General features: G+C 62.5%; 25 protein-coding genes. 18 read left to right on the forward strand and 7 right to left on the reverse strand.

Annotated elements, in window-relative coordinates:
- Positions 1-7: 7 nt before the first annotated feature.
- On the reverse strand, positions 8-895 hold the full coding sequence (locus AB3X86_RS18015) for an SDR family NAD(P)-dependent oxidoreductase (protein WP_368597027.1): 888 nt from the start codon (positions 893-895) through the stop codon (positions 8-10).
- 182 nt (positions 896-1077) lie between these two features.
- On the opposite strand from AB3X86_RS18015, the gene AB3X86_RS18020 reads away from it, so the two are divergent.
- From AB3X86_RS18020 to AB3X86_RS18030, 3 genes are read left to right on the forward strand one after another with little or no spacing between them, the layout of a single operon-like run.
- Positions 1078-1521, forward strand: a complete 444-nt coding sequence (locus AB3X86_RS18020; protein ID WP_368597028.1) for a nuclear transport factor 2 family protein — start codon at positions 1078-1080, stop codon at positions 1519-1521.
- Positions 1518-2537 carry an SDR family NAD(P)-dependent oxidoreductase gene (locus AB3X86_RS18025; RefSeq protein ID WP_368597029.1) on the forward strand — a complete coding sequence of 340 codons (1020 nt, stop codon included), beginning with the start codon at positions 1518-1520 and terminating at the stop codon, positions 2535-2537. Before AB3X86_RS18020 ends, AB3X86_RS18025 begins: the two co-directional genes overlap by 4 nt.
- A gap of 37 nt (positions 2538-2574) precedes the next feature.
- Complete coding sequence (locus tag AB3X86_RS18030; protein ID WP_368597030.1) at positions 2575-3726, forward strand: Gfo/Idh/MocA family protein; 1152 nt, start codon at positions 2575-2577, stop codon at positions 3724-3726.
- Between the two features lie 81 nt (positions 3727-3807).
- On the opposite strand, the gene AB3X86_RS18035 is transcribed toward AB3X86_RS18030, so the two are convergent.
- Genes AB3X86_RS18035 through AB3X86_RS18055 form a run of 5 tightly spaced genes read right to left on the reverse strand, consistent with a single transcriptional unit; the run spans position 3808 to position 8375 of the window.
- Positions 3808-4584 (reverse strand): enoyl-CoA hydratase-related protein, encoded by a 777-nt coding sequence (locus AB3X86_RS18035; protein WP_368597031.1) that lies wholly within the window; start codon positions 4582-4584, stop codon positions 3808-3810.
- Between the two features lie 43 nt (positions 4585-4627).
- Positions 4628-5392, reverse strand: a complete 765-nt coding sequence (locus tag AB3X86_RS18040) for a glucose 1-dehydrogenase (RefSeq protein WP_176111384.1) — start codon at positions 5390-5392, stop codon at positions 4628-4630.
- 38 nt (positions 5393-5430) lie between these two features.
- Entirely contained in the window at positions 5431-6684 is a 1254-nt protein-coding gene (locus tag AB3X86_RS18045; RefSeq protein ID WP_176122723.1) for a CaiB/BaiF CoA-transferase family protein, read from the reverse strand.
- A 2-nt stretch (positions 6685-6686) separates the two neighbouring features.
- Positions 6687-7163 carry a MaoC/PaaZ C-terminal domain-containing protein gene (locus AB3X86_RS18050; RefSeq protein ID WP_176111382.1) on the reverse strand — a complete coding sequence of 159 codons (477 nt, stop codon included), beginning with the start codon at positions 7161-7163 and terminating at the stop codon, positions 6687-6689.
- Between the two features lie 48 nt (positions 7164-7211).
- Positions 7212-8375, reverse strand: coding sequence for an acyl-CoA dehydrogenase family protein (locus AB3X86_RS18055; protein ID WP_368597032.1), 1164 nt, complete (start codon positions 8373-8375; stop codon positions 7212-7214).
- Between the two features lie 384 nt (positions 8376-8759).
- Between AB3X86_RS18055 and AB3X86_RS18060 the strand changes: the two genes are divergently transcribed.
- From AB3X86_RS18060 to AB3X86_RS18130, 15 genes are all read left to right on the forward strand, one after another.
- Complete coding sequence (locus tag AB3X86_RS18060) at positions 8760-9125, forward strand: Zn-ribbon domain-containing OB-fold protein (RefSeq protein ID WP_368597033.1); 366 nt, start codon at positions 8760-8762, stop codon at positions 9123-9125.
- Between the two features lie 57 nt (positions 9126-9182).
- Entirely contained in the window at positions 9183-10334 is a 1152-nt protein-coding gene (locus tag AB3X86_RS18065; protein ID WP_176134834.1) for a thiolase, read from the forward strand.
- 92 nt (positions 10335-10426) lie between these two features.
- Entirely contained in the window at positions 10427-11227 is an 801-nt protein-coding gene (locus tag AB3X86_RS18070; RefSeq protein ID WP_368597034.1) for an enoyl-CoA hydratase/isomerase family protein, read from the forward strand.
- An 11-nt stretch (positions 11228-11238) separates the two neighbouring features.
- Positions 11239-12045 (forward strand): enoyl-CoA hydratase/isomerase family protein, encoded by an 807-nt coding sequence (locus AB3X86_RS18075; protein ID WP_368597035.1) that lies wholly within the window; start codon positions 11239-11241, stop codon positions 12043-12045.
- Between the two features lie 17 nt (positions 12046-12062).
- On the forward strand, positions 12063-12872 hold the full coding sequence (locus AB3X86_RS18080; protein ID WP_368597036.1) for an enoyl-CoA hydratase/isomerase family protein: 810 nt from the start codon (positions 12063-12065) through the stop codon (positions 12870-12872).
- A 44-nt stretch (positions 12873-12916) separates the two neighbouring features.
- Complete coding sequence (locus AB3X86_RS18085; protein ID WP_368597037.1) at positions 12917-13771, forward strand: SDR family oxidoreductase; 855 nt, start codon at positions 12917-12919, stop codon at positions 13769-13771.
- 3 nt (positions 13772-13774) lie between these two features.
- Positions 13775-14917 carry a CaiB/BaiF CoA transferase family protein gene (locus AB3X86_RS18090; protein ID WP_368597038.1) on the forward strand — a complete coding sequence of 381 codons (1143 nt, stop codon included), beginning with the start codon at positions 13775-13777 and terminating at the stop codon, positions 14915-14917.
- Between the two features lie 42 nt (positions 14918-14959).
- Positions 14960-16159, forward strand: a complete 1200-nt coding sequence (locus AB3X86_RS18095) for an acyl-CoA dehydrogenase family protein (protein ID WP_368597039.1) — start codon at positions 14960-14962, stop codon at positions 16157-16159.
- A 31-nt stretch (positions 16160-16190) separates the two neighbouring features.
- Positions 16191-17345 (forward strand): acyl-CoA dehydrogenase family protein, encoded by a 1155-nt coding sequence (locus tag AB3X86_RS18100; protein ID WP_368597040.1) that lies wholly within the window; start codon positions 16191-16193, stop codon positions 17343-17345.
- Between the two features lie 34 nt (positions 17346-17379).
- Positions 17380-18546, forward strand: a complete 1167-nt coding sequence (locus AB3X86_RS18105; protein ID WP_176122713.1) for an acyl-CoA dehydrogenase family protein — start codon at positions 17380-17382, stop codon at positions 18544-18546.
- 16 nt (positions 18547-18562) lie between these two features.
- Positions 18563-19369 carry an enoyl-CoA hydratase gene (locus AB3X86_RS18110; protein WP_368597041.1) on the forward strand — a complete coding sequence of 269 codons (807 nt, stop codon included), beginning with the start codon at positions 18563-18565 and terminating at the stop codon, positions 19367-19369.
- A gap of 22 nt (positions 19370-19391) precedes the next feature.
- Positions 19392-20261: a MaoC/PaaZ C-terminal domain-containing protein gene (locus AB3X86_RS18115; RefSeq protein ID WP_368597042.1), complete on the forward strand. Its 870-nt coding sequence runs from the start codon at positions 19392-19394 to the stop codon at positions 20259-20261.
- 138 nt (positions 20262-20399) lie between these two features.
- On the forward strand, positions 20400-21608 hold the full coding sequence (locus AB3X86_RS18120) for an acyl-CoA dehydrogenase family protein (protein ID WP_368597043.1): 1209 nt from the start codon (positions 20400-20402) through the stop codon (positions 21606-21608).
- A gap of 9 nt (positions 21609-21617) precedes the next feature.
- Positions 21618-22751, forward strand: coding sequence for an acyl-CoA dehydrogenase family protein (locus tag AB3X86_RS18125; protein WP_368597044.1), 1134 nt, complete (start codon positions 21618-21620; stop codon positions 22749-22751).
- A gap of 71 nt (positions 22752-22822) precedes the next feature.
- Positions 22823-24052, forward strand: a complete 1230-nt coding sequence (locus AB3X86_RS18130; protein WP_368597045.1) for a cytochrome P450 — start codon at positions 22823-22825, stop codon at positions 24050-24052.
- Positions 24053-24151: 99 nt separating this feature from the next.
- Here AB3X86_RS18130 and AB3X86_RS18135 read toward each other — a convergent pair whose 3' ends face one another.
- The gene (locus tag AB3X86_RS18135) at positions 24152-24811 is read right to left on the reverse strand and encodes a TetR/AcrR family transcriptional regulator (protein WP_368597046.1); all 660 of its coding nucleotides are present in this window, start codon (positions 24809-24811) and stop codon (positions 24152-24154) included.
- Between the last annotated feature and the right edge of the window lie 898 nt (positions 24812-25709).

A 25709-nucleotide genomic window follows, 5' to 3' on the forward strand; every position in this document is an offset into this window, starting at 1 on the left:
TACGGCATTAGCCAAACAGTTTACGCAAGGTGCCCCCCATCGGAACGGGGAGCGTTGCGCCATCGTCGTATGGCCAGCGCAACATGCCGAGGGCGGCCGCGGCGCCTCCATCCACATGCAGCACCTGACCCGTGACCGATTTCGCAAGGTCAGACGCGAGGAACAATACGGCATTCGCCAGATCGTCCGCACTCGGAGGAGCTTGCAACGGGATGTACATCTCGAAGGCCTTCGCCCACCACTCGGGCGGGGCATCGGCGTTGAGCGAGCGCCAGGGTTCGGGAATAGCCGCGGCGTTGCCCGCGCTGGGCGTCGTGTCGGGCGCAATCAGGTTCACGCGGATTCCGAGCGGACCGAGCTCCCAGGCCATTGCCTTCGAGAAGTGGGTCGTTGCGGCCTTCGCACCAGCGTAGACTGCGAAGCCGCCGGCGCCGCGATGCGCTTCGATGGTCGTAAAGTTCACGATCGAGCCGCCACGGCCGCCGCGCTGTAACAGCGGCACCGCGTAACGCATGGATTCAATCACGTAGCCGAAGTTGCGCTGAATGTCGTCCGCGCAATCGCGTTGCGTACGTTCGATGAAGGGCTGCATACGAGTGCCGCCAACCACGTTCACGAGTAGATCGATCGCATCGAAGTAGCCCGCAGTCGCGTCATAGAACTGCGCGAGCTGCTCTGGCTGTGTGGCATCCGCTTGCATGCCGAGCACGCGGCGGCCGAGCGCTCGCAATTGCGCCGATGTGTCCGCAATGCCTTCGTCATCGATGTCGCACAAAGCGATATCGACGCCGGCCTCGCCTAGTGCCAGGGCGACCGCTTTTCCAATTCCTGCGGCGCCGCCAATCAACACCGCTCTGCGACCTTCAAGTGCGCCTCTGCGATCCAGAATGCCCATTCGCCTTGTCCTTTCGTTTAGTGATGTGCGCGAGACCGAAGCGTGTCGCAATCTCATGTATTGAATAATGGTACTGGCGGTGCTATTGTTGATCAAGAACCTCAAGGCAATCAGCGGAACACGCGATAGCGGGTTTCGATAAAGACTCCGATGCGACCGCGTCGATCAATGGAGGAACCCGAGTGACCGACATCGAAAAGCTCGTTGCGATCGAGGAGATCAAGCAACTCAAAGCGCGTTATTTTCGTTGCATCGACACAAAGAACTGGGACGGCTTCAAATCCGTATTCGCGCCTGATGCCCGGTTCGATATCAGCGATGACGTGCCCGGATGCATTCTCGTCGGCAGGGAAAAAATCGAACGGGCAGTCAGTGTTCCTCTTGCGGAATGCGTGACTGTTCATCACGGCCATTGTCCGGAAATCGAGATCACGTCGGGCACGACGGCGAGCGGCATCTGGGCGATGGAAGACATGTTGCGCTGGGAAGCGGACTCGGGATATCCGAATCGCACGCTCCACGGCTACGGCCACTATGTCGAGACCTACCAGAAGATCGACGGCCAGTGGCATATCAAGAGCATGAAGCTGCAGCGACTGCGCGTCGATGTCGGAGCGCCGGCATGAACGCGCAGGACGTGTTGGATGCGGATTCGACAATTCGCTTCGACGGCCGCGTTGCGATCGTGACTGGCGCGGGAAGCGGATTGGGCCGCGACTATGCGAAGGCGTTGGCGGCGCGTGGCGCCGCCGTCGTCGTGAACGATCTGGGAACCGATCCGCGCGGCAATGTGCTGTCGGACATCGGTGCCCGGAGCGCGGCTCTGGGTGTCGTCGAAGAAATCGAAACCGCAGGTGGCAAAGCGATCGCCTGCCATGAAAGTTGCGCGACGAGAGCCGGTGGAACTGCAATCGTGGACGCCGCGCTGAACGCATTCGGCAGGGTCGATGTCCTCATTCACAACGCCGGATTTCTACGCAACGCGCCATTTGAGGAACTCACCGACGAGCAGATTCGCTCGATCATGGATGTTCACCTGATGGCCGCATTTTATGTGGGCCAGCCAGCGTGGCGCGCGATGCAGGCCGCGAAATATGGGCGAATCGTCCTGACCAGTTCCGCATCCGCGATGTTTGGTTCCATGTGGCAAGCCAACTACGGTGCCGCAAAAGCGGGCTTGGTGGGGCTGATGAACAGCATCGGCGCCGAAGGCGAGAAGTACGGCATTCAGGTCAACGCGTTGCTCCCGTGCGGCGCCAGCCGGCTCGGTCAGGGCAGCGATGAATGGCCTGCCGATTTCCATGACGGTATGCCGGAAGATTTCGCACTAGTCGCGCCGGGCATCCGCAACGAATTCGTCGTGCCGATGGCGATATGGCTGGCAAGTGAACGGTGCAAGGCCAATCGCGCGCTCTACACGGCAACGGGCGGGCGGTTCGCACGCGTTTTCGTCGGCGAGGCCGATGGGTGGTTGAGCCAGCACGGCCGTCCCCCTACGCCGGAAGACATCGAGAGACATCTGGCCGAAATCGATGACACGACGCACTTCGACCAGCCGCAAAGCGTTTGGGGAGAGTTCGAATCGATCATCAGCGGCTATCGCGCCGAGGCAAAGCGGCGGCTGGACCCGACAGGCCTTTGACCAACGACAGGGAGCAACGAGACATGGAGAAACGATCGTGACACGCAGAATCGGCATCATCGGCGCCAACTGGAGCCTGAAAGTGCATGGCAGCGCCTGGCGGCTATTGCCGGATGTGGAGGTGGCGGCAGTCTGCACCGCGCACCGCGAGACCGCCGAAGCAGCGGCGAAAGCCTTCGGCGTGCCGCGCGCCTACTGGGACGTCGCGGATCTCGTCGCCGATCCCACTCTCGACATCATCGATGTCGGCAGCCGGCCTTCGTATCGCTATGACATGGTGATGGCCGCGCTCAACGCGGGCAAGCACGTCTATGACGCGCTGCCGTTCGCGGTCGATACGGAACATGCGCTCGCGCAGAGCGAACTGGCCGCGAAAAAAGGGCTGGTCGGTGTGGTCGACGCGCAGTTCCGCTGGGTGCCCGCGGCGATGCACATGCTGAAGCTTGTTTCAGAGGGCTTCCTTGGCGAGCCACTCGGTTTCAATTTTCAGCTTCTTCAGCCATTGCGTAACCACGATGGTTTCATTTATCCCCATGCCTCCTATCCTGGCGGCGGCGTGTCGCCGTACAAGTGGTTAGCCGAATCCACAAGCGGCGGCAGCGCATGGCGCAATTTCGGCAGCCACATGGTCCTGTTTCTGATGCCATTGCTCGGCCGGGTGAAGGCGGCGACCGGGTCGGACACGACGGGCATCAAGCAATGGTGTTTGCCGGACGGTAGCACGTACGCGCCAGACACCGCCGATCTCGGCTGCGGCGTGTTGCGCATGGAAAACGGCGCGTTGGGCACGATCCAGACAAGCTGGGCAGTCGCCGACGGCCCCGGCATTCGTGCCGAATTGTGGGGAACGAAAGGACGCCTGCTCTACGTCGATCCCACGTTCGGCGATGGCATTTCATCGCGTCTCTATGCGGGCAAGCCGGAGCCGCTCGAATTCGGCACGGCCGCGGGCGAATGGCTCGAAACCCCGGAGCACTATTTCGCCGTGCCGGGAACGGGGTTCTCGAAACAGAATGCTCCGTCGTACATGGTGTCGATGGGCTGGATGTTTCACGACATGCTCGAAGCGATCAAGCACGAGCGCACACCATCGCCGAGCTTCGAAGAGGCTGCCCACGCGCACCGGGTAGTGGAGGCGGTGATCGAGTCCGGCCGCAGCGGACGATGGATCGAGATCGGCGATCGTTGAAGCGGCCAGCGTGGCCCTCACTACTCGAGCCAGGTGAACGGGCGGCGGCTCGCACGCCCGTCGCCCACGCTTCTTCTTCGCTTACTTCACGTACTTTCGAAACTCCGGCTTACGCTTTTCGCGGAACGCATTGCCGCCTTCCTTTGATTCGTCCGTGTCGTAGTACATCGCGAGCGCCTGCATTGCGAATGCGCCGATACCGCGGATATTCTCGGTGTCGATATTGAACGAACGCTTCGCCAGCGCAATAGCGGTGGGACTCATCTGCAGAATCTCGTCACACATCTTCTTCGTTTCGGCGTCGAGCTGGTCGGGCGGCACGACGGCATTGATGAGACCCCAGTCGAGCGCCTGTTTCGCGCTGTATTTGCGGCACAGATACCAGATTTCCCGCGCGCGCTTCTCGCCGACGATGCGCGCGAGGTAGGCAGTACCGAAACCGGGATCGACCGACCCGACCTTCGGGCCGACCTGGCCGAATACCGCGGTCTCGGAAGCGATGGCGAGATCGCAGATCGTCACGAGCACGTTGCCGCCGCCGATTGCGTAGCCGTTCACCCGGGCAATCACGGGCTTCGGAATATCGCGGATGATGCTTTGCAGTTCCTCGATCGGCAGACCGACGGTGCCGCGCCCGTTGTAGCCGTCGCCGGACTGGTCGCCGCCCGTGCAGAATGCCTTGTCGCCGGCACCCGTGAGCACGACGACGCCGATATCCTTGTTCCATCCCGCGAGGCCGAAAGCCTTGATGAGCTCTTCGACGGTGTTGGCGCTGAATGCGTTGTAGACCTTCGGGCGATTGATGGTGATCGTCGCGATCCCATCCGCCTCCTGATAGCTGATGTCCTTGAATTCCATGTCGTAGTCCAATGTTGTTGGTTGTTTGCGGCAGCAGTGCCTTTTAGCCGGCCATCGTCAAACCGCCAGACACGCTGATGACCTGGCCACTGATGAAGGCGGCGTCGTCACTCGCGAGGAAGGCAACCACGCCCGGGATGTCGCTCGGGTCGCCCATGCGGCCGAACGGTACGGCCTTCACGAGGGCCGCCTTGATGCGCTCGCCTTTCTCGCCTTGCGCGAGGTTGTCGAGAAGAGGGGTCGCGGTGGGACCTGGGCAAACCACGTTGACGGGAATCATCTGGCGAGCCATTTCGCGCGCCATCGTCTTCGTGAATGCGATCAGGCCGCCCTTGCAGAACGAGTACACCGCTTCCATCGAGGAGCCCACGCGCCCCGCATCCGACGAGATATTGACGACACGGCCGCGGCCGCGCTCGGACATCCGTCGCAGCACGGCATGGTGCATGTTCAGCGGTCCGTACAGGTTGATCGCAACTACCTTATCCCAGAACGGCTTCTCGGTTTGCAGGAAAAATGCGCCCATGTCCCAGCCGGCGTTGTTCACGAGAACCTCGATCGGTCCCAGTTCTTCCTCGACTCTCGCCACCGCGGCATGCACGCCTTCGTGATCCGTGATGTCGACGCGGTACGCGCGCGCCTTGCCGCCCGCTGCTTCGATCTCCGCCGCAACACGCGCCGCGCCCTCTTCGTTCAGATCGAACAGCGCGACGGTCGAGCCTTCCTCGCCGAATCGCTTGCTGATGGCCGTTCCGATTCCGCCTGCGGCGCCGGTGACGATGACGACCTTCTCCTTGAGCCCCTTCATTGATTCCCTCCCTGATATGCGAGGCGCTTTCGCGCCAGTTAATCCTTGCTCAGCGCTTCGGAAACTTCGTCGGCTTTGCCCGTGGCCCGGGCGACTAGCGCGCTGGCTTCGTCTTCGCTGTAACCCGCTTCGATCAGAACCTGGATGCTGTGCTCGCCGAGATTCGGCGGCAGATAGCGAACGTTGCCGGGCGACTCGGAGAAGTGCACCGGTATCGAGGTCATTACCATGTCGCCTTCGGTTGGGTGCTCGAAACGCTGGAAGAAGCCGGTCTCCTTGATGTACGCGTCGTGCATCAGGTCTTTCAGGTCGCGTACCGGGCCGTGCGGCACGTCGGCGGAGGCGAAGATCGCGTTCCATTCCGCGGTCGTCTTGTTGCGGATCGCGTCGCCGACGATGCGGTACAGCTCGTTGATGTTGCGCATGCGCTCGGTCATGTGACAGAAGCGCGGGTCGTCGAGCAGATGCGCGGCATCGATTGCGCACAGCACGCGGCGCCATTGCTCGTTGTTCACGGCGAGCAGGCAGATATGCCCGTCTTTTGTCGCGTAGGGCCGGCGGTGCGGCGAGAACATGCGCGGGTAGCCGAGACCGGTTCCGTCATTGGAGCCCAGTGCACCTTCCCAAAGATGCTCGAACAGATTGAATTGCAGCATCGTCTCGAACATCGGCACATGCACGAGTTGGCCGACACCGGTCCGCTCGCGGTGATAGAGCGCCATGCCGATCGACGACGCCAGCACGTAGCCGCAGAACTTGTCGACGATCACGGTGGGGAAGTAGCGCGGCGAGCCGTCCGTGTCGCGGTTCATCGAGGCGATGCCGCTCTCGCCCTGGATCACGTCGTCGAAAGCGGGGCGGTCCTTGTAGGGACCGTCGATTCGATAGCCCGCGCCCGACGCATAGACGATGCGCGGATTGCGCGCCCGCACCGTCTCATAGTCGATGCCGAGGCGCTCAGCCGCGCTCGGGCGCATGCTGTGCACGATCACGTCGGCGGTCTCGACGAGCTTGAGCAGCGCTTCGCGGCATTCGGCCAGCTTGAGATTCAGGATCACACTCCGCTTGTTGCGGTTCATGATCGTATAGAACACGGCCATGTCGGGATTGCGGCCGGGACCGTTCTTGCGGTTCTGGTCGCCTTCGGGCGGTTCGATCTTGATGACGTCCGCGCCCATGTCGCCGAGCAACTGCGTGGCGACCGGACCGAGCACGTTGATGGTCAGATCGATCACGCGGACACCGGCTAGCGGGCCGGTCGCCTGTTCGAGAGGTTGTTGTGGATTTTCCATGCTCAGGCCTTGTACTCCTTGCCCTTAACGAGCCTGAGCGGCGTGTACACCATCACTTCCGTGCCGTCCTGCTTGACCACGCGGTTGCGGGTGCGCACGAGCCCGAGGCCGGGGCGCCCTTTGCTAGGCCGGCATTCGATCACTTCGCATTCGACATGGATCGTGTCGCCCACGTAGGTCGGGCCTTTGATGTCGAGCTCCATGTTCAGGAACGCAAAGCCGACGCCCTGCATGGTGGCCTGCGTGAGCAGCCCTTCCATGAGCGTAAACACCAGCGCTCCCGGCGCGACACGGCCCTTGATGGCGGATTGCTCGCGCAAGAACTCGGTGTTGGTGAACAGGACTTCCAGCATGCCGGTCACCGAGACAAAATTCACGACATCCGTTTCCGTGACCGTCCGGCCTACGGTCTTGAACTTGCGTCCAACGGGCAGATCCTCCCAGTGAATCCCCAGACCAACCGTTTCGATTTCTACCATTGCCTGTCCTCTGTTGTTGTCGCTCGATTGTTAGATCAGCTGTCGTCGTCAGTTCTTCTTGATGCGGCCGAGCACGTTGTCCGCGACGATGTTGCGCTGAATCTGGTTGGTGCCCTCGATGATCTGCACCACCTTCGCGTCGCGGAAATATCGATTGATCGGGTACTCGTTGGAGATGCCCGCGGCGCCGAAAAGCTGTACGGCGTCGGTCGCGACCTTCATCGCGACATCCGATGCGAACATCTTCGCCATCGCCGCCATTGGGGCGAGTTCACGGCCTCTGACGCCCGCGTCGACGAGCGACGCCGTGCGATAGACGAGCTGGCGCGCAGCCTCGGTCTGGGTGACCATGTCAGCGATCATCCAGCGCACGCCCTGAAAGTTGCTGATGCTCTGACCGAATGCAACGCGGTCCTGAATGAATTTGACGGTGTGATCGATCGCGCCCTGCGCGATGCCTACCGCGCGCGCGGCCACGATGGGGCGGCTGGTGTTGAGCGCCTCCATTGCCACCTTGAACCCCTGGCCGCCTTCGGGCCCGAGACGATCTTCCGTGCGGATGAAAGCGTCGTCGAAATAGAGAGGGCACGACGGGACGCCGCGCGCGCCCATCTTGTCTTCTTCGTTGCCGATCGTCAGACCCGGCGTGTTGCGATCGACGATGAATAGATTGATGCCGAGCGGCTGTCCTTCTTCATCGAGCGTCTTGGCGGCGACCAGAATGAAGTCGGCGATATGCGAATTCGTGCACCAGATCTTCGAGCCGTTGAGCACATATCCGCCGTTCTTGCGGCGTGCCGTGGTGCGAATGCCCGAGACGTCGGAGCCGCTTTGCGCTTCGGTAATCGACAGCGCACCGCGCAAGTCACCGGAGGCGAGTCCAGGCAGAAGACGAGCCTTCTGTTCTTCGGTGCCGCCTTCGAGAATCGCTCCGAACGGCGTCCATTGCACGACCAGCAGATAGCCCGTGTTGTAGCAAACCCGCCCGAATTCCTCGACGGCGATACAGGCCGACATCAAACTGCCGGCGCCGCCATACGCTTCGGGAAACGGCAGCGTGAAGAGGCCCAGTTCCTTGAGCAGAGCGTACATATCGTGTGGATACTCGGCCGTACGGTCGATCTCGTCGGCGCGTGTCGCCACGCGCTCCCTTGCGACGCGGCGGATGAGGTCGCGGATCTGAACCTGGTCGTCTGTTAGTTCGTATGTCACTTCGAGCTCTCTTGCTAGCGGTTTTTCTGGGGCGGCCCCGGATTCGTCACCGGAGAGGGGCACGTCGCCCCCGCCGACCTCTTCCGAATCACGTCCGGTCTCTTCACGTACTTGAACAATGTTCGATAAATTAAACGAATCGCTTGCGGGTCGTCAAGCGCTGAAACCTGCGGCCGCGGGTTTCTCCGAGGTGCGCCAGGAATTTGGTCGGGATGTAGTGGCAGCCTTGCGCGACGGGGCGTGGCAGGGGTTTCCCGGCGTTGACAGCATTCTTCCAATGCGTTTAAGATTTGGAACAGTGTTCGGTTATGTGTTCCATTTTGACCCGACAGAGCGGCTCGATTCGGCGCGAGCCCGTGGCAAAACGATTTGGAGGAGCGGGGAATGGACTCTCTTTGTCCTGAAGTCGATTATCAGAAGTTTCTGGCCGAGGGCCGCTTGATGATCCAGCGTAGCCGCAGCAGCGGTCGCTATGTGTTCTACCCGCGCGTAGCTGAGCCGGTTACCGGGATGCGCGACCTCGAGTGGGTCGAAGCCTGCGGGAATGGCACGGTTTATTCCACCACCGTGGTGCGCCAGAAATCGCCCACGCCAAGCTACAACGTCGCCGTGATCGATCTGGAAGAAGGTGTGCGCATGCTCAGCTGTGTAGAGGGCATCGAGTCAGAGGCCGTGCGCATTGGTATGCCCGTGCAGGCGAAGATCGTGTACCGGGGAGATGCGGCACTGCTTGTGTTCGAACCAGCCTGACGCCCGCTAACCGCAACCGGCCGTCAAGAGCCGGTCGCACCGATGAAAGGTAGATCGATGGAATTCAACTTGCGCGGGCGTACCGCACTGGTGGCAGGCGCCACCTATGGCATTGGGGAAGCACCTGGCTTGTCGTCGCTGGATCTTGCTGCGCGTGCCTCCGTTGACGCGCTGGCTCAGGTAGGGCTCACGCCTGGCGATGTCGACGGGCTTTTCGTGTGTACGCCGGACGACATGCTCTCGGGCCTCACGTTTGCCGAATACCTCGGTATTAACCCGAGGTTCACCGACAACAATCGAAGCGGCGGCTCGGCGTTCGAAATATACGCGCACACCGCGGCCATGGCGTTGTGTACGGGACAGATCGACGTTGCGTTGATCGCATATGGAAGCAATCAGCGCAGCGCGGCGGGCAAGCTGGTGCAATCGTCGCGCCCCTCGCCGTGGGAGAGCCCGTACAAGCCGATGAATCCGGTTTCGTCCTATGCGCTTGCGGCGGCACGGCATATGCATCAGTACGGCACGAAGCGCGAGCATCTCGCCGAAGTGGCCGTAGCCGCGCGCAAGTGGGCGCAGCTCAATCCCGAAGCGTACATGCGTACGCCGTTGTCGATCGAAGATGTGATGGGCGCACGCCTCGTGTCAGACCCGCTTTCCGTGCGTGATTGCTGTCTCGTGACCGATGGCGCGGCGGCGGTCGTCATGGTGCGCGCCGATCGGGCGCGCGATCTGACGGACAAACCGGTGTATCTGCTCGGTGCGGCTTCGGCCACCTCGCACCGCGAAATCGCGAACATGCCGGACCTCACGGTGACCGCCGCAGCGGAATCAGGCCGACGGGCGTACGAAATGGCGGGCGTGAAAGCAGGCGATATCGACGTCGCAATGCTCTACGACGCCTTCACGATCAACACCATTCTGTTTCTCGAAGACCTTGGCTTTTGCGCTAAAGGCGAAGGCGGCCACTTCGTCGCGGACGGCGGCATCGCGCCGGGCGGCCGGCTCGCGGTGAACACCAACGGCGGCGGTCTGTCCTGCGTTCACCCCGGCATGTATGGGCTCTTTTTGATGGAAGAATCGATGCGGCAATTGACGGGCCGCGCCGGCGAGCGCCAGATCCCCGGCGCGAAGCTGGCGATCGCGCACGGCAACGGCGGTGTGCTGTCGAGCCAGGCCACGGTGATTCTCGGAACGCAGGAAACGCTGTAAGACACGCCGCCCGCCAGGGTCACTGTCAACAGCTTTGCATGGGATCAGAGTAAGTGCTACAGCGCCAACTTTGATCGACAGGAGACGGACAGATGAGCGAAGAGACCAGCAACGATGCAGCAGAGATCGTACAGGTCCGGCAAGACGGTGCGATCGCGATCGTCACATTGAACTATCCGCAACGGCGCAACGCGTTTTCGCTGAAAATGCGTGAGACCTTGTACGCGCAGCTTTATCGCCTGATGCATCACGAGGAAACTTGCCGTGCGATCGTATTGACCGGCGCAGGCAATACGTTTTGCGCAGGCGGAGACATCTCGGAGATGCAGGCGCGCAAGGTACTCGAATACCGCCAGCGCAATGAACTGCCGCTCGATATTTTCAGGCTGATGGTCGAAGGACCGAAAGCGGTTGTCGCCGCCGTCGAAGGGTTTGCGTTCGGCGCCGGGCTCTCGCTCGCCGCCGCTTGCGACTACGTCGTCACGTCGTCGGCCGCGCGATACGCGAGCGCGTTCGTCAAGGTGGGGCTGCTGCCCGACACCGGGCTGTATTGGTCGCTGTCGCAGCGCGTGGGCGGCGGTCTTGCACGCGAACTGATGCTGAGCGCGCGCGAGTTCGATGGCGTCGAAGCAGGCGAGACCGGTTTTGCGAATCAGGTCGTAGAGCCCGGCGAGGCGCTGAACGCCGCATTGAAGGTGGCGCAACAGTACGCGGAACTGCCGTCGGTGGCCACCGCGCACCTGAAGGCCGCGTTCGCGACCGGCATCCGCACGCTCGACGATGCGATCGAAGCCGAAGTCAACCTGCAGCCCATCCTGCGCCGCAGCCGCGAACACCAGGAGGCGGTAAGCGCCTTCATGGAAAAGCGCAAGCCGGTATTCGTGGCCGACTGAGGGAAGGCGATATGAGCGAAAAACAAACGGCAGAAAGCGAAGTGACGTCGCTGATCGAGGTGACCCGCGAGGGACCCGTCGCGATCGTGACGCTGAACAATCCCAGGCGCCGCAACGCGATGGGACGCCAGATGCGCCAGTTGCTGCGCGACACCATGCATCGGCTGATGGTCGACGATGCGGATTCGCGCGCAATCGTCCTCACGGGCGCGGGCGAGCACTTTTGCGCGGGCGCGGACATCTCCGAGATGACGAAGCGCACGATCCTGCAAAGCCGCGAGATCCTGGCGGAGTCGTGCGTCGTGGTGCGGGAAATGCAGGCTGGACCGAAGCCGGTCGTGGCGGCGGTGGAAGGCGTGGCGTTCGGCGCCGGTCTGTCGCTCGCGGTGGCGACCGACTACGTCGTCGCGGCTTCGACTGCGCGGTTTTGCGCGGCGTTTCTGCGCGTAGGTCTGATACCGGATACCGGCATTCTGTGGACTCTGCCGAAACGCATCGGCATGGCGCGCGCGCGCGAGATGCTCTCGCTCGCCACCGAGATCGGCGGAGACAAGGCCAAAAAGATTCACCTTGCGAACGAAGTCGTCGAGCCGGGTACTGCGCGCGCGAAGGCAATCGAAGTGGCGCGCGGCCTCGCCGAGCTGCCGCCGCTCGGCGTGGCGCTGCTGAAGGACGCGCTGACCAACGTCGCGACGACCATGGAAGGCGCGCTGAGAGCCGAGATCGACTTTCAGCCCATTCTGCGTCAGTCGAAAGACCATCAGGCTGCCTGCAAGGCGTTTATGGAAAAGACCACACCGGTCTTCACGGGCGAGTGAGCGCGGGGAGCAATGCGATGACTATCGAGCAGAAAGAAAAGGCTGCGGACGAGATCGTGCAGCTACGCCGCGAAGGCGACGTGACCGTCGTCACGATGAACTATCCCGAGCGCCGCAACGCGTTCTCCATGAAGATGCGTCTCGCGCTGACCGAGGTGTTCCAGCGGCTGATGCACGACGACCCGGATACCCGCGCGATCGTGCTGACGGGCGCGGGCGGCCATTTTTGCGCGGGCGGCGACCTGTCCGAAATGCACGCGGCCACGCCACCGCTGCTGGCGCTTCGTGAGCGCATCGCAGTGGGCGTGCGTCTTTTCAAGCTGATCTATACGGGCACGAAACCCGTCGTTGCGGCGGTAGAGGGCACGTGCTACGGGGCGGGGGTGTCACTGGCTGCCGCATGCGATGTCGTGGTAAGCGCCGATACAGCGAAATATTCTTGTGCCTTTAGCAAGGTTGGACTGTTGCCCGATACCGGCATTCTGTGGACGCTGCCGCAAAAGATCGGCGGCGGCAAGGCGCGTGAGCTGATGCTCCGGGGCAATGTGATCGACGCAGCCGAGGCGCGCCGCCTCGGCCTCGTCAGCGAGGTTGCCGCAAGCGGCGGCGTGCTCGATGCGGCGATCGAGACCGCGGCGCGCTTCGCGAGCTATCCGCCAGTGACGCTCGCGCTCCTGAAGGCGAGCCTCGTCAACGCGGGCAATTCGATCGAAGACGCATGCCGCCTCGAAACCGACCTCAATCCGCTGACCCGTCAAACGAGCGACCACACGGAGGCGGTAAAGGCCTTCATGGAAAAACGCAAGCCGGTTTTCACGGGCGCCTGACGCTGCCATTCTCCGTTGCTGTCTCTACTGGAAGTTCAACGCATATGTTTACGCCCGACCTGCTGAAGAACAAACGAATTCTCATCACCGGAGGCGGCACTGGCCTTGGCAAGAGTATCGGCCGACGCTACCTCGAACTGGGCGCCGAACTCGTCATCTGTGGTCGCCGCAAGGAAGTGCTGGACGCGACGGCCGACGAGTTTCGCGGCGCGGTGCCGCGCGCCCGTGTCACGACGGTGCAGGCGGACGTGCGCAGCGCGGAGTCCGTCGAGTCGATGATGGACACGATCTGGCGGGACGGTCCGCTCGACGTGTTGCTGAACAACGCGGCGGCCAACTTCATCGCGCGCACGGAAAGCCTGTCGGCGCGGGCAGTGGATGCGGTGCTCGACATCGTGCTGCACGGCAGCTTCTATTGCACGATCGCGGCGGGCAAGCGCTGGATCGACGCGGGTCACCCGGGCAACGTGATCAGCACGGTATCGACGCCCACGATGACGGGCTCGGCCTTTACCGTGCCGTCCGCCGCGGCGAAGGCGGGTGTTCTGGCGATGACCCGCAGCCTCGCGGTCGAGTGGGGCCCGAAAGGCATTCGCCTGAACGCGGTGGCGCCCGGACTCTTCCCGACGCCGGGTGCATGGGAGCAGTTGTACCCGCCCGGCTCGCAGGTCGAACCGCAGGAGCGCTCGGTGCCACTGCGGCGCTTCGGCGATCACACGGAACTTGCCGATCTATACGCTTATCTGGCGTCGGATGGCTCCGGCTACATCACCGGCGACATGATCGTGATCGACGGCGGCCGCTGGATGCAGGGTGTGGGCGGTCCGACCTTTCGCGCCATGCAGGACTGGACCGACGAGCAATGGGACGCGATGCGCGCCCACGCTCGCAAGGGGTGAACGATGGGGCCGCTTGCAGGAGTTCGAATCGTCGAGCTGGCGGGCATCGGGCCGGGGCCCATGGCGGCGATGCTGCTCGCCGATCTGGGTGCCACGGTGTTGCGCATCGAGCGCCGCCAGCCGGTCAAGCTCGGTATCGAGCGTCCGCTGCGCTACAACCTGTTGCTGCGCAACCGAAAGACGATTGCTCTCGACCTGAAGGACCCGCAGGCCGTCGAGCTCGTGCTCGGTCTGGTGGAGCGCGCCGACGCACTGATAGAAGGTTTCCGGCCGGGCGTGACCGAACGACTCGGGCTGGGCCCGCAGGTCTGCCTCGAACGTAATCCGAAGCTCGCTTACGGACGCATCACCGGGTGGGGCCAGGAAGGTCCGCTCGCGCGGTACGCCGGGCACGACCTGAACTACATCGCGATCACCGGCGTACTCAACGCAATTGGCCGCTGCGACCAGCCACCGTCGATACCGCTGAATCTGATCGGCGACTATGCGGGCGGGTCGCTGTACCTGGCAATGGGACTGCTCTCGGCGATTCTGCATGCGCGCAACGGCGGCGCCGGGCAGGTCGTGGATGCCGCAATCGTCGATGGCACGGCGAACCTCGCCACCACGTTCTTCGGCATGCAGGCCGCCGGCATCTGGCGTGACGGCCGCGGGACGAATGTCACTGACTCGGGATCGCACTTCTACGACGTGTATGAATGCGCGGATGGTAAGTGGATCACGGTCGGCCCTATCGAGGACAAGTTCTATGTCGAATTGCTTCGCCTGCTCGACATCGATCCGCAAACGCTGGGAACGCAGCTCGACGCGAGCAACTGGCCCGCGGCACGCGCGCTGTTCGCGCTCAAGTTCAAGAGCCGCACGCGCGAGCAGTGGTCGACTCTGCTCGAGCATACGGACGCGTGCTTTGCTCCCGTGCTGTCGTGGACCGAGGCGCCCGAGCATGCGCATCTGAAGGCGCGCGGCACGTTCATCGAAGTCGACGGCATCGTGCAGCCCGCGCCGGCGCCACGCTTTTCCGCCACCGTGCCCGCGAAGCCGACGCCGCCCGAGGCCCCCGACGCGTCCACGGTCGAGGCCGCGCTGGCCGCATGGCTCGATCCGGGCCGCATCGGCGAGCTGAAAGAAGCGGGAACGCTGGCCTGATCCGCACCGTCAGGCGACCCATCAAGACGAAACGAGACACTCATGGATCTGCGATATACCGACAAAGAGCTGGCGTTCCGCAATGAGGTGAGAGCCTTCTTCAAGGAAGCGCTGCCCGCCGACATTCGACGCAAGGCGACCTTGGGGCAGCGTTATTCGGCGGCCGACCTGCGCCGCTGGCAGCGCATTCTGTACGAGCGCGGCTGGGCGACTCCCGCGTGGGACAAGGCGTGGGGCGGGACGGGCTGGAGCGCGGTGCAGCAGTACATCTTCAAGGAAGAGCTGCACATGGCGCCGGCGCCCGAGACGCTGTCGTTCAACGTGAACATGATCGGTCCGGTTTTGATCGCGTTCGGCAGCGAAGAGCAGAAGCGCCATTTCCTTCCTCGCATCGCGAGCCTCGAATACTGGTTCTGCCAGGGGTTTTCCGAGCCCGGCGCCGGTTCGGACCTGGCCGCGCTGCGAACCCAGGCGGTCCGCGACGGCGACCACTACGTGATCAACGGGCAGAAGCTGTGGACTTCGACCGCGCATCACGCCGACTGGATGTTCTGTCTCGTGCGCACGGATTCGAGCGGCAAGAAGCAGCAGGGCATCACGTATCTGCTGATCGACATGAAGACACCGGGCCTGACCGTGCGCCCGATCATCACGATCGACGGCCACCATGAAACCAACGAGGTGTTCTTCGACAACGTGCGCGTGCCGGTTGCGAACCGGATCGGCGAGGAAAACAAGGGCTGGGATTACGCGAAATATCTGCTTGGCAACGAGCGCAGTGGCATCGCGCGCGTGGGCGTTTCGAAGATGCGCGTGCGTCATGCGAAGGAGCTCGCGAAGCGCGTGCCCTGCGGCGACGGCGTGCTGTGGGACGACCCGCGTTTTCGCGAACGTGTCGCGGCCGTCGAGGTGGAGCTGAAGGCCCTGGAAATGACGCAGATGCGCGTGATCGCCGAAAGCAGCGCGCAGGACAGCCACGTGCCCGACCCGAAAACTTCGATCCTGAAGATCAAGGGTTCGGAGCTGCAGCAACTCGCGGCTGAATTGCTCCTCGAGGTCGCCGGTCCGGACGCCTTGCCGCTCGATCTCGACTTCCTGCGCGGGCTTGGCGATCCGGTTCGGGAACCCGAATGGGGGCTCACGATCGCGCCGAATCACTACTTCGCGCGCCACGTCTCGATCGTGGGCGGCTCCAACGAGATTCAGAAGAACATTCTCGCCAAGTCCGTACTCGGACTTTGAGCGACCGGCGAACTGCGGAGAAGCATCAGATATGGACTTTGATTTCACCGATGAGCAACGCATGCTCAAGGACAGCGTCGAGCGGCTCGTCAAGGACGAGTACGGCTTCGAGCAGCGCGCGAAGTATCTCGCTGAGCCTGACGGTTTCAGCCGGGAACTCTGGGCGCGTTACGCCGACATGGGTCTGCTGGGCCTTTCGTTCGACGAGGAATACGGCGGTAGCAACTGCGGCCCGGTCGAAACGATGATCGTGATGGAGGCGTTGGGCCGTGGGCTCGCAGTCGAACCGTATCTTGCGACGGTCGTGCTGGGCGGCGGCTTCGTGCGCCTCGGCGGCGACGCGGCGCAACGTGCGGCGATTCTGCCGCAGATTGCGCAGGGTGAGCTGCAGATGGCGTTCGCCCACAGCGAGGCGCAGTCGCGCTACGACCTTGCGGACGTTGCGACCACCGCACGGCGCGACGCCGACGGCTGGGTGCTCGACGGCGCCAAGCGCGTGGTGCTGCACGGCGGCAGCGCCGATCTTCTGGTGGTGTCGGCGCGCGTCTCGGGCGGCAGACGCGCGCGCGACGGCATCGGTCTGTTCGTGGTCAGGGGCGACGCGGCGGGAGTGACGCGCCACTCGTATCCGACGCAAGACCGGTTGCGTGCGGCAGACATCGAATTTTCTGGCGTGCGCGTTGCGGATAGCGACGTGCTGGGCGCGGCGGGCGCCGCGTTGCCGCTGATCGAAACGGTCGTTGCGCACGCCATCGCGGCGGTGAGCGCGGAAGCCGTGGGCGCAATGGCCGCCGCGCACGAAGAAACGGTCGAGTATCTGAAGGTCCGCAAGCAGTTTGGCGTGCCTATCGGATCGTTTCAGGCGCTCCAGCATCGCGCGGTCGACATGCTCGTCATGGTGGAGCAGGCTCGCAGCATGGCGCTGTTCGCGACCATGATGAGCGAGGAGCCGGATGCGGCCGAACGCGATCGCAGTATGTCCGCGGCGAAAGTGCAGATCGGACGCTCGGGCCGTTTCGTCGGTCAGCAAGGCGTGCAACTTCACGGCGGCATCGGCATGACCGAAGAGTGCAAGATCGGCCACTACCTGAGACGCCTGAGCGTGATCGATATCCAGTTCGGTTCGACCGAACATCATCTGACCCAGCTCGCCAATGCCGGCGGGCTGATCGATGCAGCAGCGTGAGCCGCGCGTCCAGCCAAGCAAACGGAATCCATTCATGAGCCGAATTTCCAAACCCGATCAATATCAGGAACTGCGCGACGCGTTGCGTGACCTCTCGAAGGAGTACCCGGACGAGTACTGGCGCCGTATCGATCATGAGCGGGTCTATCCGGAGGCCTTCGTCGACGCACTGACGAAGGCCGGCTGGATGGCTGCGCTGATTCCTCAGGAGTATGGCGGTTCCGGCCTCGGGTTGACCGAGGCGTCCGTGATCATGGAGGAGATCAACCGCAACGGCGGCAACTCCGGGTTCTGCCACGGCCAGATGTACAACATGAATACGCTGCTGCGTAATGGCTCGGAAGCGCAAAAGCGCAAATACCTGCCGAAGATCGCGAGCGGAGAGTTGCGTCTGCAATCGATGGCCGTGACCGAGCCGACCACCGGAACGGACACGACCAAGCTGAAGACCAATGCTGTAAAAAAAGACGGCCGCTACGTGGTGAACGGCCAGAAGGTGTGGATATCACGCGTGCAGCACTCGGACATGATGATCCTGCTCGCGCGCACCACGCCGCTGTCGGACGTGAAGAAGAAGTCGGATGGGCTGTCGTGCTTCCTCGTGGACCTGCATCAGGCGATCGGCAATGGCCTGACCGTGCGACCGATTCCGAACATGGTCAACCACGAGACGAACGAACTGTTCTTCGATAATCTGGAAATCCCTGAAGAGAACCTGATCGGCGAGGAAGGCAAGGGTTTCAAGTACATCCTCGACGGACTCAACGCCGAGCGCGCACTGATCGCCGCCGAGTGTATCGGCGACGGCTACTGGTTCGTCGATCGCGCATCGAAGTACGCGAGCGAGCGCATCGTGTTCGACCGGCCGATCGGCATGAATCAGGGTATTCAGTTTCCGATTGCCGAGTCATACATCGACGTGCGCGCGGCCGACCTCATGCGCTACAAGGCCTGCGAGCTGTTCGACAATCATCAGCCGTGCGGCGCGGAAGCGAACATGGCGAAGCATCTCGCGGCCACGGCTTCGTGGAAGGCCGCCAATGCCTGTCTGCAAACCCATGGCGGTTTCGGGTTCGCGTGCGAATACGACGTCGAACGCAAGTTCCGCGAAACGCGCCTCTATCAGGTGGCGCCGATATCGACGAACCTGATTCTGTCCTACGTCGCCGAGCACGTGCTCGACCTGCCGCGTTCATTCTGAGCTTTGGAGGGATCTCATGCGCTTCGAGACCATTCTGTACGACGTCAAGGACCGTATCGCAACCATTACGCTGAACCGTCCTGAACACATGAACACCTGGAACGACCAGGTGGCGACCGAGGTGTACGAGGCGATGCAGGCGGCGGGCGCAGATCATGGCGTGCGCGTCATCGTTTTCACCGGTGCTGGCAATGCGTTTTGCGCGGGCGGCGATATCCACAGCTTTGGCGGCGACCCGACCGCGCTGATGACGAAGCTGCCGCGCCCGTTCGACATGCGCAAGCGTGCCGACTGGCAGACGCGCTGCTCGTACTATCCGGCCATCCCGAAACCGGTGATCGCGATGCTCAACGGTGCGACGGTCGGCATTGGCCTGATCCACGCGCTCTTTTGCGACATCCGCTTTGCGTCGGAAGACGCCACCATCACGACGGCATTCGCGCGCCGGGGCCTGACCGCGGAATACGGCATGGCCTGGATACTCGCGCGCCACGTCGGCCAGGCGCACGCGCTCGACCTGCTGATGTCGGGACGCAAGATCAAGGGACGTGAAGCCGAACGGATGGGACTCGTGAATCGGGCAATCCCGGCCGACAAGCTCGTCGAGGAGACCTATGCCTACGCGCGCGAAATGGCCGAGTACTGCTCGCCGCGCTCGATGCGCATCATGAAGGAGCAGGTCTGGGAGGTGCCGTTCCAGACGCCCCACGAGGCGGTGATGTACGCCGGACTGGACATGCCGATCGCCAACCAGTGCGATGACTACAAGGAAGGCATGGCGAGCTTCCTCGAAAAGCGCAAGCCCAACTTCACGGACCACTGAGCACACATAGGACTATCACCTTATGCTGAACTACGAAGTCGTCAAGAACTGGCCGATCGAGGATGTTACGCAGACGTACAGCGAGCGCGACGTGATGCTGTATTCGCTGGGTCTCGGGCTGGGCGGAGACCCGCTCGACACCGAACAGCTGCGCTACGTGTACGAAAAGGACCTGCAAGCGATGCCGACCTGCGCGGCCGCGTTCGCGTGGCCGAAATCGTGGATGCGCGACCCGCGCACCGGCATCGACTATCTGAAGCTCGTGCATGGTGAGCAGGACGTGCGTTTCGTGCGCCCGATGCCGGTGGCGGCGACCATCGTCAGCAAGACGCGGGTGAGCCGCATCTCGGACAAGGGCGCGGGCAAAGGCGCGATCGTCGAACTCAAGCGCGACATCATCGACGCCTCGACGGGCGAACAGCTTGCCGAAGTCCGGCAGGTGTCCTTTCTGCGTGGCGACGGCGGGTTCAGCGCCGAGTCGGGCGCGAGCGACGCGCCGCCCGAAGCGCTGCCGGCGGTGCCGGAGCGTGCGCCCGATGCGGAATACGTGTTCCCGACCGGTGCCCATGCTGCGTTGATCTACCGCCTTTCGGGCGATGCGAACCCGCTGCATGCGGACCCGGAGGTAGCGTCGAAGGCGGGCTTCAGCCGTCCCATTCTTCACGGCCTCGCGACCTACGGTATGGCGGGTTACGCGGCGATTCGCAGGTTCGCGGGCAACGACGCATCGCGCTTGAAGCGACTGGCGTTGCGCCTGACTTCGCCGGTTTACCCCGGCGAAGAAGTGCGCTTCCAGTTCTGGCGGGACAGTGACACGCGCCTGCATTTGCGCGCGCGCGTCGACGCGCGCGACGCGGTGGTGCTGAACAACGGCATCGTGGAAATTGCCTGAAACCGTGCCCGGCAACCCCGACGTGCTTTGCCGGGCAGCGACTGGAGCCTGAAATGAAACGACCCGCATGCTCACTGTTGTTCGCGGCCCCCCGGGGGGGCTTCAGCCTCCCTTGGGGCGGCCCGGAGGGAGGCTGAAATGGACCTGAAAGAGAGTCCCGCCGACAAGGAATTTCGCGCCACGGTGCGCGAATTCGTGGCGACGCATTTGCCCGACGACATTCGTGAACGGGTGCTGAACTTCCGCCATGTGCCGCGCGAAGACTATGTGCGCTGGCAACGCATTCTGGCCGGGAACGGATGGGGCGCACCTGCATGGCCCGCGCAATTCGGCGGCGCCGCCTGGAATGCCGCGCAGCGCAACATTTTCGACGAGGAATGCTTTACCGCCGGCGCGCCGCGCCAGATGCCGTTTGGCCTTTCGATGGTCGGACCTGTGATCCAGAAGTTCGGCACCGACGCGCAGCGCGAACGGTTTCTGCCGCGCATCGTCTCGATGGAGGACTGGTGGTGTCAGGGTTACTCCGAGCCGGGGGCGGGTTCCGATCTGGCGTCGCTAAAGACGCGTGCGGACCGCGTCGAGCGCGACGGTCAGTCGTTCTACGTGGTCAACGGCCAAAAGATCTGGACTTCATTTGCCCAGTGGGCGAACTGGATTTTCTGCCTGGTTCGCACGGATGGCAGCGGCCGTCCGCAGGAAGGCATCTCGTTCCTGCTGATCGATATGTCGACGCCCGGCATCACGGTCAGACCGATCCGCACGCTCGACGGCGGCCACGACGTCAACGAAGTGTTCTTCGATAACGTGGAAGTGCCGGTGAGCAATCTCGTCGGTGAAGAGCATCGCGGCTGGTCGATCGCAAAGTATCTGCTCGGCCATGAGCGGACCAACATCGCGGGGCTTGGCAACTGCAAGCGTTTCATGCGACGTCTGAAGGAAATTGCCAGCACCGAGCGTAAGCACGGCAAGCCGCTGATCGAGGACGTCCGCTTTCGCGATCGCATCGCCAGGGTTGAAATCGATCTGATCGCGCACGAATGGTCGCTGCTGCGCGTCGTCTCGGCCGAAACCGCGGGACGTCCGATCGGACCGGAGGCTTCGGTGCTGAAAATCCGCGGTTCGGAGATTCAGCAGGAGCTTACGGAACTGATCATGGAGTGCGCAGGCCCCTATGCGGTGCCTTTTGTAAGCGAGGCACTGGAGGCGGACTGGCAGGGCGAAACCGCGAACGGCGAGTTGCTCAACGCGCTGGCCGCGCACTACCTGGACTGGCGCAAGATTTCGATCTACGGCGGTTCGACTGAAGTGCAGAAAAACATCATCGCCAAGCAGGCGCTCGGCATCTGAGGACACGCCATGGACTTCACGCTGGTTGAAGAGGAACAGATGCTGGCCGACGTGGTCGGCCGTTTCGTCGAAAAGGAATACGACTTCGAGGCGCGACGCCGTCTCGCCGCTACGCCCGAGGGCTGGTCGGCTGCGCACTGGACTACGCTGGCCGAAATGGGCGTGCTGGCACTGAACGTGCCCCAGGATCATGGCGGCCTTGGCACGGGGCCGGTCGAGACCATGCTCGTGATGGAAGCCTTCGGCCGTGGACTCGTATTGGAGCCGTTTGTTTCGACCGCGGTGCTCGGCGCGAAGCTGATCGGGCGCGCTGGACACGAGGCGCGCAAGGCCGAGTTGCTGAGCGGCATCGCCGACGGCAGCCTGAAGACCGCGCTGGCGACGCTCGAACCCGGTGCGCGTTTCGATTTGTGGAATGTTGCGACGAGGGCCGAGACCACGCGTGACGGGTTCATCCTGAATGGACGGAAGGGCGTCGTATTGCACGGCGACAGTGCGGACATTCTGCTGGTTTCGGCGCGTACCGCGGGCGAGCAGACCGATCAGCAGGGCATCACACTCTTCGCCGTCGATGCGCGAACCCAAGGCGTCCGCGTCAGCGGATTTCCCGCACTCGATGGCCAGCGAGTCGCCGAGGTGGAGCTGGAGGACGTGCGCGTCGATGCAAAGGCTGCCATCGGCGCGGTCGACCAGGGCTACCCACTGCTCGAGTGGGTGGTCGATCAAGGCATTTTTGCGCTGTGCGCGGAAGCGGTCGGCGCGATGTCGCGGTTGAGCGAACTGACCTTCGAATACCTGCGCACGCGAAAGCAGTTCGGTTCGCCGATCGGTAAATTCCAGGCGCTGCAGCATCGCGCCGCCGATATTTTGACCGCGGTAGAGCAGGCGAAGTCGATAGTCTACTTTGCCGCCGCCAAGCTCGGCGAGGACGACGACCGCGAAGCCCATCGTGCCGTCACAGCCGCTAAGGCGCTGATCGGCCGTAGTGCGCGCTTCGTGGCACAGCAAGCAATACAACTGCACGGCGGGATGGGCATGACCGACGAACTGGCGGTGGGGTGGTACGTGAAGCGGCTCACCTGCATCGATATGACCTGGGGAAACACCGAACACCATCTCGAACTGTACGGAGCGTTTCTGTAATCGCAGTTTGCCCGACGACCCAGAATGGTCCCGACCGCCGATACCGGTCGATTCGAAAAAGGAGACAACAGATGTCAGTAGCTGCTCATGGCGCGGCTCCGGAGCTCGCGCCAATTCCCGCGCACGTATTGCCCGAACGTGTGTTCGACATCGATATCTACAATCCGCCGGGTGCCGAGGACGACTACCATCTGTCGCTCAAGCAGTTGCACGCCGAAGGCATTCCCGACATTCTGTGGACACCGCGAAACGGCGGACACTGGATCGCGACGCGCGGCGATGACATCTATCACATCCTCAAGGACTACGAGAATTTCTCGTCGAAGCAGCTGACGGTGCCGCTGGTCGAGCATCAACCGTTGCCGCCGATCTTCTTCGATCCTCCGCAGCACACCGCCTATCGCGCGCTGATCGCGCCTGCGTTCATGCCGCAGGCAATCGGCAACCTCGAGGAGAAGGCGCGCGAAATGGCGATCGAACTGATCGAGGGTTTCTATCCCAAAGGCGAGGTGGAATTCGTATCGGGATTTGCGCAGCATCTGCCAATCGGCATCTTCATGAACATGGTGGCGCTGCCCGCCGAGGATCGCGAGTACTTGCTCGGCCTCGCCGACAAGATGGTCCGCCCGGTCGATGCCAACGAGAAGCTCAAGGCGCTCGGTGCGATTTTCCAGTACCTGGGGGTGAAGATCGCGGAGCGCCGCGCGAATCCGGGTGACGACCTCATCAGCAAGATCGTCCATTCGAAGATCGACGGGCGTGCGCTCACCGACGAAGAAGTGCGCGGGCTTTGCGGTCTCGTGCTGATTGGCGGCCTCGACACGGTTGCCTCGGCAATGGGTTTTATCGCGCGATTCCTCGCCGGCAGCCCGGCCCACCGCAAGCAGCTGATCGACAACCCCGAACTGACGCAGAAGGCCGTGGACGAGCTTCTGCGGCGCTTCCCGGTGGTCAATCAAGGGCGGCGGATCACACACGACTTCGAATACAAGGGCGTGCGGATGAAGGCGGGCGACATGATTGTCATGCCGACCACGCTGCACGGTCTGGACGAGCGAAAGTTCGACGATCCGCTGACGGTGGATTTCACTCGGCCCACGCCGATCCATTCGACGTTCGGCAATGGCGCGCATCGTTGTCCCGGCTCGTTCCTGGCGCGCGTGGAGTTGAAAGTTTTCCTTCAGGAATGGCTGAAGCGGATTCCCGATTTCCAGATCAAGCCTGGCGAGAAGGCGGGTGTCCACGGAGGTGTGAACGGCACGCTGTACCACCTGCCTCTTGTCTGGGACGTGGCCCGTTGAAGAACGGTTGCGATGGCCTTGGCAGGCCATTGTGACCATGGGCGTCTGTAGAAGACTATCTACGGCTCCGTACGCCCGTCATATCGCCCGCGCCTCGTTCTATGGCGATGCCTTGCTCAGCGCGCGCCAGACAACCTTCATGGCGTGACGGAACGAGTCGACATCAAGTGTGTTCGTGTGGGCCCGGCGAAGATAGACGACGAGGCCCTGAAGATGTGAAAGGAGCAGGGCACCGCGCAGCGTACATTCCCTCGCCGCCAAGGTCGGGTTTATCTGTGCGATCAGTTCCGCGAGCAAAGCCTGGAAATCCGCGGTGGTTTTCGCCATCAATGCATGCAAGACGGGCTCGTGCTCCGCCAGACTCCAGGTCTCCAGAACAAAGGCGCTAACGCGCTGGCCGCTGGGCGCCGTCAGTACAGAGAACGCCTCGTCGACGATGACTTCCAACCGGGCCTCCGGTGGCCGCCGTTTGTCTTCTGCGATCGTCCGATAGTGTTCGAAATAGCGATCTGTAAATGCCTCGATCGTGGCACGCAATAGTTCTTCGCGAGTGCTGAAATAGTGCTGCAAGGTCCTCAGTCGGATTCCCGCGTCGCTGGCAATGCGGCGTTGGGTGAACCCAGCGTTACCTTCCGATGCAAAGACCTCGATCGCCACTTCGATGATGGCGGGCACGCGGGTGGTTCGATTCCCTCGCCGTCTTGGTCCGTCTTCCGCCGTCTTGTCGAGATCTGCCGATGAGATAGTCAGGTCTTTCATCTGTTGTGCTCTCCTTCGCGTCTGCTGCCTGTCGCGCGCATTGTCAGTCCCGGATATGCAAACCTGCAGATCATTGCCCGCCTGATACGAGCATCGCTCGATCCTGATCGGCCAGCCGCGACTTTTTGATCTGATGATAGTCGGCTGACGAATAAAAATTCGTCCATCGACTAATTACTTTTCAGATGGCGTCTCATCCATTTAATTGCTACGTCACATATCGTACTCCACTGCAGCATGGTTCTGTCCATACCAGCATTTCCCCTGGTGTCACTTGGGCTTGATAATGGGTCGGCTGACCACTAGTATTTAGTCAAACGACACATTACGGCAGAAGCAGATTTTTCTCGCAGCGTCGGAAGCCGGAACGGAGATTCGCAGCTGTCAGGCCGGGCCGGTCAAGGTCGCCAATTTTTGCGTTCGTGGCAGCGATTGCCCGCGGCGCACACGGGGCGGTTGAAGGAGCAGGACATGAAGCGTGGAGAAAGTTCTTTGCGTTCGCTCATCGAAAAGTGGCTCGCGCCAACTGCGACCACCCCGGTGCACGTAACCCGATGTACCTTCGCAAATTCGAGTCAGACGAGGTGTGTGCTCGCGCGGTCGTCTGCCTCGGAGAAGTCCCTCGCGATATTCTTCTTCCGGCACGACGACGGAGCCTGGCGAGTGTTCCCACCGCCTCCCCGAAAACCAGAAATGCACTCCTGCCCAGGCGCGGGATAAGGAATTTTGTCTTGTCGCGATTTGTGGTCAGAATATGTGGATGCACTTCCAGGGAAACTGACCCAATCGCACAAGCGTTTTCGGCTGCTTCCGCGATTCGTCCTCCTTTCGCGTTCGAAGTGACAGACGAAAGACTACCTCGTCCCTGATCTGCGCCGCGTACCCGACTCGAGCCGAA

Source organism: Paraburkholderia sp. BR14374 (assembly GCF_040948685.1).
GTDB classification, from domain to species: Bacteria; Pseudomonadota; Gammaproteobacteria; order Burkholderiales; family Burkholderiaceae; genus Paraburkholderia; species Paraburkholderia youngii.